Raw genomic sequence first — 11,814 nt, 5'->3', positions numbered from 1 at the left:
GGTGTGGGTCGGGGTGGGGGCGGGTGCTTCGGTGGGGCAGTCCATCTGCACGGTGAGTTTCTCGCCCTCCTTGCCGGCGGCGGCGAGTTGCTCGGCCGCCCGGGCGGCCTGGTCGTACGGCAGCCGGCCCAGGCCGCCGCAGGGGCCGAGGGCGACGCCGGGGCGCAGCCTGCCCGCCATGGCGGCCAGCCGGCCCAGGCGGACGGGGTCCTCGCCGTCGGTGTGCAGGTCGACGGCGCAGCCGTACTCGGCGGCGACGTCCAGCACGGCCTCGGCGTAGCCGGTGGGGTCGGGGTCGAGGTCGGGGCAGCCGCCGACGGCCGTGGCGCCCATCTTCACCGCGTCCCGCAGCATGGCCAGCCCGTCGGCGCCCGCCACGCCCGTCAGCAGCCGGGGCACGGCCACGGCGGACAGCTCCGTGAGCCCGCGCAGCGCCCGGCGCGCCTGGAGCACCCCCTCCAGCGGGCGCAGGCCCTGGACGTCGCCGATGCGGACGTGGGTGCGCACCGCCGTTGCGCCGTGGCCGAGTTGCAGCAGGGCGGCCTCCGTGGTGCGGCGCTGGACGTCCTCGGCGGAGTACGGGACGGGGCCGCCGATGTCGGCCGTCAGCGCGGTGTCGCAGTGGGCGTGCGGCTCGGCGGGGGCGGGCAGCAGCAGGTAGCCGCCCAGGTCGACGCGGGGGCCGGGCGCGAGGCTGCCCGCCGTGCCCACGGCCTCGATGCGCCCGCCGCTCAGCCGCACGTCCACGATGCGGCCGTCGGCCAGCCGTGCACCGCAGAGCAGCAGCGCACCGTCGCCGGCGGACAGCGGCACGGGCAGGCCGCCGGGCGGCCTGCTGGCGTCGCCGTCGGGGTTTCTGGCGGGCTGCGGCTGACTGTCGGGCATCGCGCTCCTCCGGGGGCCGGGGCATGCATGATCACGCAGCGTGGTCCGAGCGTAGGACGCCTGTGCAGCCGCTTCGAGCAGGCGCCGAATAGTCGTACCGGTGTGGCCCGCGCGTCGCGCCGGGACGGGAGCCGCGGGGGTGGCCCGATACGGATTTCACCTTCGGCGGCAGACCGTGTAATGTCTTCCTCGCTCGCCCCAATAGCTCAGTCGGCAGAGCGTCTCCATGGTAAGGAGAAGGTCAACGGTTCGATTCCGTTTTGGGGCTCTGGTGTGAGAGGTTTCCCCGTCTTCGGACGGGGAATCCCTCCCGCATCTCAGCGGTGTAGCTCAGTCGGTAGAGCAAGCGGCTCATAATCGCTGTGTCACCGGTTCAAGTCCGGTCACCGCTACACACAGTAGCCGATTGCGGGGTCGGTCCTCGGATCGGCTACTCTTGTCTGCGTTAAATCCGTCCATATCCGTCAAGGAGCACTCACGTGGCTGCCACCGACGTCCGCCCGAAGATCACGCTGGCCTGCGTGGAGTGCAAGGAGCGGAACTACATCACCAAGAAGAACCGGCGCAACAACCCGGACCGTCTTGAGATGAAGAAGCACTGCCCGCGTTGCAACAGCCACACGGCGCACCGCGAGACCCGCTAAACGCATACGTCGTTTACATGAGGCCGTCCCCATCCTGATGGGGGCGGCCTCATGGCGTATCCATGGGCGTGTATCCATGGCGTACCGAACTCACCCAGTCCAGGAGGTGCCGAGCGATGCCGCTCGACCAGTCCTTCGTCGGACGGACCTATCCGGCCACCGACCCGTACGAGGTCGGGCGGGAGAAGATCCGCGAATTCGCCGAGGCCATCGGCGACGCCAACCCGGCGTACACCGACCCCGAGGCCGCCCGGGCGCTCGGTCACCGCGATGTGATCGCCCCGCCGACCTTTGTGTTTGCCATCACATACAAGGCCGCCGGACAGGTCATCGAGGACCCGCAGCTCGGGCTGGACTACAGCCGCGTGGTGCACGGCGACCAGAAGTTCGCCTACAGCCGCCCGGTGTGCGCGGGCGACCGGCTGACGGTCGTCTCCACCATCGAGTCGATCAAGTCCCTCGCGGGCAACGACGTGCTGACGATCCGTGGTGACGTCCACGACGAGAACGGTGAGCACGTGGTGACCGCGGAGACCAAGCTGGTGGCGCGCGCCGCCGAGGAGGCGTGATGGCTGCCGAGATCGCGTACGCCGACGTCGAGGTCGGTACGGAGCTGCCGTCGCAGACCTTCCCCGTCGCGCGCGAGACCCTGGTCCGCTACGCGGGTGCGTCCGGCGACTTCAACCCGATCCACTGGAACGAGAAGTTCGCCAAGGAGGTCGGGCTCCCGGACGTCATCGCGCACGGCATGTTCACCATGGCCGAGGCGATCCGCGTGGTGACCGACTGGGCCGGCGACCCGGCGGCCGTCGTCGACTACGGCGTGCGGTTCACCAAGCCGGTCGTGGTGCCGAACGACGACAAGGGCGCGCTCCTCGAGGTCAGTGCCAAGGTCGCGGCCAAGCTCGACGACGAGGCCCGCACGGTCCGCGTCGACCTGGTGGTGCGGTGTGCCGACCAGAAGGTCCTGGGCATGTCGCGGGCGGTCGTCAAGCTCGCCTGAGGCGGGGACGAAGATGCACGGTAAGGGGCGCTCGCAATTGCGGGCGCCCCTTACCGTTCCCCCTGACGGTCCGGCCCGGACCCGTACTCTTGTGCGCGTGCAGGAAAACCACGATGCCCCCCTCGCGCCCCTGACCACCTTCCGGCTCGGCGGGCCCGCCGCCCGCCTCGTCACGGCCGTCACCGACGACGAGGTGATCGCGGCCGTCTGCGAGGCCGACGCGAGCGGCACCCCGCTGCTGATCATCGGCGGCGGCAGCAACCTCGTCATCTCCGACAAGGGCTTCGACGGCACCGCCCTGCGCATCGCCACCGAGGGCTTCGCGCTCGACGGCACGTCGCTGGAGCTCGCCGCCGGCGAGAACTGGTCCGACGCCGTCGCCCGCACCGTCGAGGCCGGCCTGGCGGGCATCGAGTGCCTGGCCGGCATCCCGGGCTCCGCGGGCGCCACCCCGATCCAGAACGTCGGCGCCTACGGGCAGGACGTCTCCGCGACGATCACCGAGGTCGTCGCCTACGACCGCCGCTCCGGCGAGGTCGTCACCCTCCCCAACGCCGAGTGCGGCTTCTCGTACCGGCACAGCCGCTTCAAGCAGGAGCCGGACCGGTACGTCGTGCTGCGCGTCCGCTTCGAGCTGGAGGACGCGGGCGGGCTGTCGGCACCGATCAAGTACCCGGAGACGGCCCGCGTCCTCGGCGTCGAGGCGGGCGACCGGGTCCCCGCCGCGGTCGCCCGCGAGACGGTGCTCAAGCTGCGCTCCGGCAAGGGCATGGTCCTCGACCCCGAGGACCACGACACCTGGTCGGCCGGTTCGTTCTTCACCAACCCCGTCCTCACGGAGGCGGAGCACGAGGCCTTCCTGGCCCGCGTGACCGAGCGGCTCGGCCCGGACGTCACGCCGCCCGCGTTCCCCGCGGGCGACGGCATGTTCAAGACCTCGGCCGCCTGGCTGATCGACCGGGCCGGCTTCACCAAGGGCTACGGGACCGGCGCGGCCCGCATCTCGACCAAGCACACGCTCGCCCTCACCAACCGCGGCGGCGCGACCACCGAGGAGCTCCTCGCCCTCGCCCGCGAGGTGCGCGACGGCGTCCACGCGGCCTTCGGGGTGACCCTGGTCAACGAGCCGGTCACCGTCGGCGTCAGCCTGTAGCTCCGCTGGAAGCGGGGGGCCTTGCCACTGCGGGCCGGTGGGGGCTGGTCGCGCAGTTCCCCGCGCCCCTTACGGGGCGCTGCCCAGCCAGTCGTCCACGCCCGCCAGCAGTCGCCCGCGCACGTCCTCCGGTGCCCTGGAGGCCCGGATCGACTGGCGGGCCAGTTCGGCCAGCTCCTCGTCCGTGAAGCCGTGGTGCTCCCGCACCAGCTCGTACTGGGCGGCAAGCCGCGAGCCGAAGAGCAGTGGGTCGTCCGCGCCCAGCGCTATCGGCACCCCGGCCTCGTACAGCGTGCGCAGCGGGACGTCGGCGGGCTTCTCGTAGACGCCGAGGGCGACGTTCGACGCCGGGCACACCTCGCACGTCACGCCGCGCTGGGCGAGCTTGCGCAGCAGCCTCGGGTCCTCGGCGGCCCGCACGCCGTGGCCCACACGGCCCGCGTGCAGGTCGTCCAGGCAGTCGCGCACACTGCCCGGCCCGGCCAGCTCGCCGCCGTGCGGGGCGGCCAGCAGGCCGCCCTCGCGGGCGATCTCGAAGGCGCGGTCGAAGTCGCGGGCGAGCCCGCGCCGCTCGTCGTTGGAGAGCCCGAAGCCGACCACGCCCCGGTCCGCGTACCGCACGGCGAGCCGGGCGAGGGTGCGGGCGTCCAGCGGGTGCTTCATCCGGTTCGCGGCGACGAGCACCCGTATCCCCAGGCCCGTCTCCCGCGACGCGGTGTCCACCGCGTCCAGGATGATCTCCAGCGCGGGGATCAGCCCGCCCAGCCGGGGCGCGTACGAGGTGGGGTCGACCTGGATCTCCAGCCACCCGGAGCCGTCCCGGACGTCCTCCTCGGCGGCCTCCCGCACCAGCCTCCGGATGTCCTCGGGGGAGCGCAGGCACGACCGCGCGATGTCGTACAGCCGCTGGAAGCGGAACCAGCCGCGTTCGTCCGTGGCCCGCAGCCTCGGCGGCTCCCCGCTGCTCAGCGCCTCGGGCAGGTGCACGCCGTACTTGTCGGCCAGCTCCAGCAGGGTCGAGGGGCGCATGGACCCGGTGAAGTGCAGGTGCAGGTGGGCCTTCGGCAGCCGGCGGAGGTCACGAACGTGTTCCATTGGCCGATCCTGCCGCAGGAGGGCGGCCTACGGGAAGGCGCTTTTCCCGATCGCCCTGATCGGGGAGCGGTCCGAAAACGTTTCCTGGGGCCCGCGCCCCGTACCGGGGCGCGGGCGGGCCGCAGGCTACTTGGCCTCGGCCAGGAGCTTCTGGAGCCGCGAGACGCCCTCGACGAGGTCCTCGTCGCCCAGGGCGTACGACAGCCGCAGGTAGCCCGGCGTGCCGAAGGCCTCGCCCGGGACGACCGCGACCTCGGCCTCGTCCAGGATCAGCGCGGCCAGCTCCACGGACGTGGCGGGCCGCTTGCCGCGGATCTCCTTGCCGAGGAGGCCCTTGACGGACGGGTACGCGTAGAACGCGCCCTCGGGCTCGGGGCAGACGACGCCGTCGATCTCGTTGAGCATCTGCACGATCTTGCGGCGGCGGCGGTCGAAGGCGACCTTCATCTCCTCGACGGCCTCCAGGTCGCCGGAGACGGCGGCCAGGGCCGCGATCTGTGCGACGTTGCTCACGTTGGACGTGGCGTGCGACTGCAGGTTGGTCGCGGCCTTGATCACGTCCTGCGGGCCGACGACCCACCCGACGCGCCAGCCGGTCATCGCGTACGTCTTGGCGACACCGTTGACGACGATGCACTTGTCGCGCAGCTCGGGCACGACGACCGGCAGCGAGTGGAACTCGGCGTCGCCGTAGACCAGGTGCTCGTAGATCTCGTCCGTCAGCACCCACAGGCCGTGCTCGGCGGCCCAGCGGCCGACGGCCTCGATCTGCTCGCGGCTGTAGACCGCACCGGTCGGGTTCGACGGCGAGACGAAGAGCAGCACCTTGGTGCGCTCGGTGCGCGCGGCCTCCAGCTGCTCCACGGAGACGCGGTAGCCGGTGGTCTCGTCGGCGACGACCGGGACCGGGACGCCGCCGGCCAGGCGGATGGACTCCGGGTACGTGGTCCAGTACGGGGCCGGGACGATGACCTCGTCGCCCGGGTCGAGGATCGCGGCGAACGCCTCGTAGATCGCCTGCTTGCCGCCGTTGGTGACGAGCACCTGCGACGCCTCGACCTCGTAGCCGGAGTCGCGCAGCGTCTTCGCGGCGATCGCGGCCTTCAGCTCGGGGAGGCCGCCGGCGGGCGTGTAGCGGTGGTACTTGGGGTTGCGGCAGGCCTCCACGGCGGCCTCGACGATGTAGCCGGGCGTCGGGAAGTCGGGCTCGCCGGCGCCGAAGCCGATCACCGGGCGCCCGGCGGCCTTGAGGGCCTTGGCCTTGGCGTCCACGGCGAGGGTGGCGGACTCGGAGATCGAACCGATGCGGGCGGAGACCCGGCGCTCGGTGGCGGACTGGACAGGGGGGACGGGCGGAGTCGCAGCGCTCATAGGGGCATCGTCGCAGACCCGGCAGGAGGCGGACACATACGTTTCGCAGAGCAGTCACTCACGTTGCCGCAACGGCCCGCCGGGGGCCCACGGAGGAGCCCATTCCGGCCCACTGCACCGCAAGCCGTTCGACGCTGGGCTCCGGACCACGTACACTCATGCGTCGTTGGCCCCTCACCGGCAACTGCAGTCCGCGCACTCCGTGCGTCCGGGCGGATGCGGTAGGTTGGGGGAACCACAAAGGGTCGTAGCTCAATTGGTAGAGCACTGGTCTCCAAAACCAGCGGTTGGGGGTTCAAGTCCCTTCGGCCCTGCTACACGCATCGTCACCAGGTGCGTGCGTGCAGATGTACTGATGCACCGCCGTGCGGCTCGACCGGGCGCGGCACGGCCACGACCCGGATTCAGGTGAGGACGTAGTGACGGAAGCCCTCGGCTCCACCGCGACACCTGAGAGCGGTCGTCCTGAGGACGAGCTGTCCGCCAAGAAGGGCCGCCGTGGCGGTAAGCGTGGGAAGAAGGGCCCTCTGGGCCGCCTCGCGCTGTTCTACCGCCAGGTCGTCGCGGAGCTCCGCAAGGTCGTCTGGCCCACCAGGAGCCAGCTGTCGACGTACACCACCGTAGTGATCGTCTTCGTTGTCATCGTCATTGGACTGGTGACCGTGATTGACTATGGGTTCAACCAGGCCGTCAAGTACGTCTTCGGCTGAGCCCGCGCGTAAGGCGGCCTCCAGGGAGGTTCGCCTCTTCGCACGTTCCACCCCTTGAAGCCAGGAAGAAGCAGCCACGTGTCTGACCCGAACCTGAACGACGCCGTCGACTCCGTCGAGAAGGCCGAGGCCGACGTGGACGCGGCGGCCGTCTCGGCCGAGGTCGAGGGCGACGACACCGCGCAGGAGATCGTCGAGAACGCCGACGGCGCCGACGAGCTCGACGCCGAGGACGCCGCTGCCGGCGAGCCGGCCGAGCAGGCCGCCCTGCACGTCGAGAGCGACGAGGACGCCGCTGCCGTGGAGGCTGCCGACGAGGCCGCCGCCGAGCTGCCCGTCGAGGAGACCGCCCCGGTCGACCCGATCGCCGCCCTCCGTGAGGAGCTGCGCGGCCTGCCCGGCGAGTGGTACGTCATCCACACCTACGCGGGCTACGAGAACCGCGTGAAGACCAACCTCGAGCAGCGCGCCGTCTCGCTGAACGTCGAGGACTACATCTTCCAGGCCGAGGTGCCGCAGGAAGAGGTCGTCCAGATCAAGAACGGCGACCGCCGCACCGTCCGCCAGAACAAGCTCCCCGGCTACGTGCTGGTGCGCATGGACCTGACGAACGAGTCGTGGGGCGTCGTCCGTAACACGCCGGGCGTCACCGGCTTCGTCGGCAACGCCTACGACCCGTACCCGCTGACCCTGGACGAGATCGTCAAGATGCTCGCCCCGGAGGCGGAGGAGAAGGCCGCCCGCGAGGCCGCCGAGGCCGAGGGCAAGCCCGTGCCGTCCCGCAAGGTCGAGGTCCAGGTGCTGGACTTCGAGGTGGGCGACTCGGTCACCGTCACCGACGGCCCGTTCGCGACGCTGCAGGCGACGATCAACGAGATCAACGCCGACTCGAAGAAGGTCAAGGGCCTCGTCGAGATCTTCGGTCGCGAGACCCCGGTCGAGCTGAGCTTCGACCAGATCCAGAAGAACTGATCCCCAACGCTTCCGAGAGGCCAGACCATGCGGTCTGGCCTCTCGGTTTTTGGCCTGGCCACGTTACCCGTTATCGTGGTGCGGTATGCCTGCGCGCAGTGTGCTCGGGCAAATAAACTCTCACTAGGACCCGGAGAGAGCAATGCCTCCCAAGAAGAAGAAGGTCACGGGGCTTATCAAGCTCCAGATCAGCGCCGGTGCCGCGAACCCGGCTCCGCCGGTCGGCCCCGCGCTGGGTCAGCACGGCGTCAACATCATGGAGTTCTGCAAGGCCTACAACGCCGCGACCGAGTCGCAGCGTGGCATGGTCGTGCCGGTGGAGATCACGGTCTACGAGGACCGTTCCTTCACCTTCGTCACGAAGACTCCGCCGGCCGCGAAGCTGATCCTCAAGGCCGCGGGCGTGGACAAGGGCTCCGGCGAGCCGCACAAGACCAAGGTCGCCAAGATCACCGAGGCGCAGGTCCGCGAGATCGCCACGACCAAGATGCCCGACCTGAACGCCAACGACCTGGACGCCGCCGCGAAGATCATCGCCGGCACCGCGCGTTCCATGGGCGTCACGGTCGAGGGCTGACGGCCACCACCTCGCAGTACCCGTGGAAGGGCCGGCGCGGCCCGTACCACGAACTCCCCACGCGGCGGAAGCCGCACATGTAACAGCCACTGAGGAGATGCAGTGAAGCGCAGCAAGAACCTCCGCGCTGCGGACGCCAAGATCGATGCGGAGCGTCTGTACGCCCCGCTCGAGGCCGTCCGTCTGGCCAAGGAGACCTCCACCGCCAAGTTCGACGCGACCGTCGAGGTTGCCTTCCGCCTGGGTGTCGACCCGCGCAAGGCCGACCAGATGGTCCGTGGCACCGTGAACCTTCCGCACGGCACCGGTAAGACCGCCCGGGTCCTGGTCTTCGCGACCGGCGACCGTGCCGAGGCCGCGCGTGCCGCGGGCGCCGACATCGTCGGTGCCGACGAGCTGATCGACGAGGTTGCGAAGGGCCGTCTGGACTTCGACGCCGTCGTCGCCACCCCGGACCTCATGGGCAAGGTCGGCCGCCTCGGCCGCGTGCTCGGTCCGCGTGGTCTGATGCCGAACCCGAAGACCGGCACGGTCACCGTGGACACCGCCAAGGCTGTCACGGAGATCAAGGGCGGCAAGATCGAGTTCCGCGTCGACAAGCACTCGAACCTGCACTTCATCATCGGCAAGGTCTCGTTCGACGACGCCAAGCTGGTGGAGAACTACGCCGCGGCTCTGGACGAGATCCTCCGTCTGAAGCCGTCGGCCGCCAAGGGCCGCTACGTCAAGAAGGCGACCCTGGCCACCACGATGGGCTCGGGCATCGCCCTGGACCCGAACCGCACCCGCAACCTGCTGGCCGAGGACGAGACCGTCTGAGACCGCCTGTAACGGGCTTCCGCCGGGCCCCGCACCCTTCCTGGGTGCGGGGCCCGGCGCGTTTCCGGGGGTGGTGCGACGAAGCCGGATATCCGGTTGCCGCGCTGTCGGTGCCCGGGGATATCGTCCGTACAACATCGTTTTTTGGGGGGTCGTGTTCATGAATCGCCGTACGCTCCGCGTCACCACCGGCATGGCGGCCGGGCTGCTGCTCTGCGGCGCCGCCACAGGCTGCTCGTCCTCGGACGGCAAGCGCACCGCCAAGCCGGCCGCAGCCCCCTCGGAGGCCGCCTCCGGGGCCTCTGCGGACGCCGTGCAGACCGCTGCGAAGAAGGCCGCGGAGCTGAAGTCCCTGCGGGTCGAGATGAGCGGCACGGCGCCGGGTGCTCCGGGGCGGATGAAGGCCGAGCTGGCCATGACCACGGACCCGAAGGCCATGGAGATGAACGTGGAGCTCGCCGACCGCGGGGAGGACGGCAGGTTCACGCTCAAGCTCGTCGGGGACGCGATGTACCTGGGCGGCAGCGAGAAGATAGCCGGCCACCTGGACGGCAAGCACTGGGTGAAGCTGCCCCTGAACGGCAAGATGAAGGACGCCCTCGGCGGGATGGGCGCGGCCCACCAGGACCCGTCCGCCCAGACGGGCCTGCTCTCCGGCTCCAAGGACATCAAGAAGGTCGGCGAGGAGACCGTCAACGGCACTAGGGCCACGCACTACGCGGGCTCCGTCACGGTCGACGAGATGGACAAGGCAGCCGGCCAGGGCGGCAGCGACGCGGTCAAGGAGAGCCGTCGCAAGTCGGTCGAGCAGCTCCGGCAGCAGGGCGTGCAGAAGCTCGACGTCGACCTGTGGATCGACAAGGACAACCGGCCGGTGCAGATGCGCGAGCGCGGGCAGGCCGACAAGGGCCCGCTCGACATGACGATGGTCTTCAAGGACTTCGACAAGCCGGTCTCCGTCGAGGCCCCGGCCGCCGACGACACGGCCGACATGGGCGACCGCCCGGCCGGTGGCCTGGGCGAGGCCACGAAGACCCTCTGAAACCGCCCGGTCGGCGCCGATTTGCCTGACCGCAGGTCGCTCACCTATCGTGTCCGGGAAGCCAAAGACCGCTGGTCGTTACTGTGCCTCCGTCCCGGAGGTGTAGTGGCCGAAGGATCCGCTAGCTGCGGGCGACCTGCGCAGGTGACTGTGGTTGCAACTCCCGTACGGATGCAAGTCCGTGTGGTCGAGTCACGCCCCGAGCGCCTGCGCCGGGGCGTTTCGTTTTGCCTCAGGTCCCTTCTCGCGCCTATGCGGTCCGAATCACCCGGAAGGAGGCCGAGGCTCATGGCGACGTCCGCCAAGGCCGCCGCGGTTGCCGAGCTGACGGACAAGTTCCGCAGCTCCAACGCCGCTGTGCTGACCGAGTACCGCGGTCTCACCGTGGCGCAGCTCAAGACGCTGCGCCGTTCGCTCGGTGAGAACGCGCAGTACGCCGTGGTGAAGAACACGCTGACCAAGATCGCGGCCGAAGAGGCCGGGTTCCAGCTCGACGCCCAGCTTTTCGCTGGTCCGACGGCTGTCGCCTTCGTCACCGGTGACCCGGTGGAGTCGGCGAAGGGTCTCCGTGACTTCGCCAAGGACAACCCCAACCTGATCATCAAGGGCGGTGTCCTTGATGGCAAGGCGCTGTCCGCCGATGAGATCAAGAAGCTTGCGGACCTCGAGTCCCGCGAGGTTCTGCTCAGCAAGCTGGCCGGTGCCATGAAGGGCAAGCAGTCCCAGGCTGCCTCGCTCTTCCAGGCGCTGCCGACGAAGCTCGTCCGCACTGCGGACGCGCTGCGCGCCAAGCTCGCCGAGCAGGGCGGTGCCGAGTAATTCGGCTCGCGCATTGATCAGCGCCGCCTGAGGCGCTGGTCGCAGCGGGCCGTCCGCCCGCCGACATGTACATCCCGGCACCTGCCGATTTAGTGGAAGGACCCGCCATCATGGCGAAGCTCACCAAGGACGAGCTGCTCGCGCAGTTCGAGGAGATGACCCTCATCGAGCTGGCCGAGTTCGTCTCCGCCTTCGAGGAGAAGTTCGACGTCACCGCCGCCGCCGCCGCGCCGGTCGTCGTTGCCGGTGCCGCTGGTGGCGCCGCTGCCGCCGAGGTCGAGGAGAAGGACGAGTTCGACGTCATCCTCACCGCCGCCGGTGACAAGAAGATCCAGGTCATCAAGGTCGTGCGTGAGCTGACCTCCCTGGGTCTGAAGGAGGCCAAGGACCTCGTCGACGGCACCCCGAAGCCGGTCCTCGAGAAGGTCGCCAAGGACGCCGCGGAGAAGGCCGCCGAGGCCCTCAAGGGCGCCGGCGCCTCCGTCGAGGTCAAGTAACACCTGCCGGCCCGGGCCCCTGCGGCCCCGGTCGGACAACTCAAGGGCGATCACCCATGCGGGTGGTCGCCCTTGGGCGTTCCCGGGACGGATGCGTGTGACTGTCGGAGGGTGCGAGTATGGTGATCTTCGTTGTCCGGGGTGCTCGAGGGGGCGCCCGGGAGCCCGGGGGCCTTGACGAACGGCACGCCGCGCGCAATTCTCAGGACGCGTCGCCACATCGATCC

14 protein-coding genes and 3 tRNA genes are annotated in these 11,814 nt (G+C 70.1%); 14 read left to right on the top strand and 3 right to left on the bottom strand.

Annotated features, from left to right (window positions below):
- Positions 1–885, bottom strand: an 885-nt coding sequence (locus ACWD4B_RS13870; RefSeq protein WP_451420938.1) for a hydrolase, incomplete at its 3' end; no start/stop codon positions are given.
- 195 nt (positions 886–1,080) lie between these two features.
- On the opposite strand from ACWD4B_RS13870, the gene ACWD4B_RS13865 reads away from it, so the two are divergent.
- The 6 genes from ACWD4B_RS13865 (at position 1,081) to ACWD4B_RS13840 (ending at position 3,685) form a co-directional block, all read left to right on the top strand.
- Positions 1,081–1,153 (top strand) — tRNA-Thr (locus ACWD4B_RS13865).
- Between the two features lie 51 nt (positions 1,154–1,204).
- A tRNA-Met gene (locus ACWD4B_RS13860) sits at positions 1,205–1,277 on the top strand.
- Between the two features lie 87 nt (positions 1,278–1,364).
- Positions 1,365–1,529 carry a 50S ribosomal protein L33 gene (rpmG, locus tag ACWD4B_RS13855; RefSeq protein ID WP_003956487.1) on the top strand — a complete coding sequence of 55 codons (165 nt, stop codon included), beginning with the start codon at positions 1,365–1,367 and terminating at the stop codon, positions 1,527–1,529.
- Between the two features lie 116 nt (positions 1,530–1,645).
- On the top strand, positions 1,646–2,098 hold the full coding sequence (locus ACWD4B_RS13850) for an FAS1-like dehydratase domain-containing protein (RefSeq protein ID WP_451420937.1): 453 nt from the start codon (positions 1,646–1,648) through the stop codon (positions 2,096–2,098).
- A complete protein-coding gene (locus ACWD4B_RS13845) occupies positions 2,098–2,532 on the top strand; it encodes a MaoC family dehydratase (RefSeq protein ID WP_336413085.1) in 435 nt (144 codons plus the stop codon). Before ACWD4B_RS13850 ends, ACWD4B_RS13845 begins: the two co-directional genes overlap by 1 nt.
- 97 nt (positions 2,533–2,629) lie before the next feature.
- Positions 2,630–3,685: a UDP-N-acetylmuramate dehydrogenase gene (locus tag ACWD4B_RS13840; RefSeq protein WP_451420936.1), complete on the top strand. Its 1,056-nt coding sequence runs from the start codon at positions 2,630–2,632 to the stop codon at positions 3,683–3,685.
- Between the two features lie 69 nt (positions 3,686–3,754).
- On the opposite strand, the gene ACWD4B_RS13835 is transcribed toward ACWD4B_RS13840, so the two are convergent.
- Both ACWD4B_RS13835 and ACWD4B_RS13830 read right to left on the bottom strand, forming a co-directional pair.
- Positions 3,755–4,780, bottom strand: a complete 1,026-nt coding sequence (locus ACWD4B_RS13835) for an adenosine deaminase (RefSeq protein ID WP_451420935.1) — start codon at positions 4,778–4,780, stop codon at positions 3,755–3,757.
- Positions 4,781–4,906: 126 nt separating this feature from the next.
- A complete protein-coding gene (locus ACWD4B_RS13830) occupies positions 4,907–6,151 on the bottom strand; it encodes a pyridoxal phosphate-dependent aminotransferase (protein WP_390780784.1) in 1,245 nt (414 codons plus the stop codon).
- Positions 6,152–6,392: 241 nt separating this feature from the next.
- Between ACWD4B_RS13830 and ACWD4B_RS13825 the strand changes: the two genes are divergently transcribed.
- The 8 genes from ACWD4B_RS13825 to rplL all read left to right on the top strand — a co-directional run bounded on the left by ACWD4B_RS13825 (position 6,393) and on the right by rplL (position 11,587).
- Positions 6,393–6,465: transfer RNA gene (locus ACWD4B_RS13825), tRNA-Trp, on the top strand.
- 105 nt (positions 6,466–6,570) lie between these two features.
- Entirely contained in the window at positions 6,571–6,861 is a 291-nt protein-coding gene (gene secE, locus ACWD4B_RS13820; RefSeq protein ID WP_336413081.1) for a preprotein translocase subunit SecE, read from the top strand.
- A 78-nt stretch (positions 6,862–6,939) separates the two neighbouring features.
- Positions 6,940–7,833, top strand: coding sequence for a transcription termination/antitermination protein NusG (nusG, locus tag ACWD4B_RS13815; protein ID WP_451420934.1), 894 nt, complete (start codon positions 6,940–6,942; stop codon positions 7,831–7,833).
- A 142-nt stretch (positions 7,834–7,975) separates the two neighbouring features.
- Positions 7,976–8,410, top strand: a complete 435-nt coding sequence (rplK, locus tag ACWD4B_RS13810; RefSeq protein ID WP_336413079.1) for a 50S ribosomal protein L11 — start codon at positions 7,976–7,978, stop codon at positions 8,408–8,410.
- Positions 8,411–8,512: 102 nt separating this feature from the next.
- A complete protein-coding gene (gene rplA, locus ACWD4B_RS13805; RefSeq protein ID WP_451420933.1) occupies positions 8,513–9,229 on the top strand; it encodes a 50S ribosomal protein L1 in 717 nt (238 codons plus the stop codon).
- 160 nt (positions 9,230–9,389) lie between these two features.
- Positions 9,390–10,271 carry a hypothetical protein gene (locus ACWD4B_RS13800; protein WP_451420932.1) on the top strand — a complete coding sequence of 294 codons (882 nt, stop codon included), beginning with the start codon at positions 9,390–9,392 and terminating at the stop codon, positions 10,269–10,271.
- Between the two features lie 288 nt (positions 10,272–10,559).
- Entirely contained in the window at positions 10,560–11,090 is a 531-nt protein-coding gene (gene rplJ, locus ACWD4B_RS13795; RefSeq protein WP_336413076.1) for a 50S ribosomal protein L10, read from the top strand.
- 110 nt (positions 11,091–11,200) lie between these two features.
- Positions 11,201–11,587: a 50S ribosomal protein L7/L12 gene (rplL, locus tag ACWD4B_RS13790; protein ID WP_229352338.1), complete on the top strand. Its 387-nt coding sequence runs from the start codon at positions 11,201–11,203 to the stop codon at positions 11,585–11,587.
- Positions 11,588–11,814 lie beyond the last annotated feature (227 nt).

This window comes from Streptomyces sp. NPDC002536 (assembly GCF_053594995.1).
Note: the sequence above shows the minus strand (reverse complement) of the source record. Positions and strands in the feature narration are given on the sequence as shown.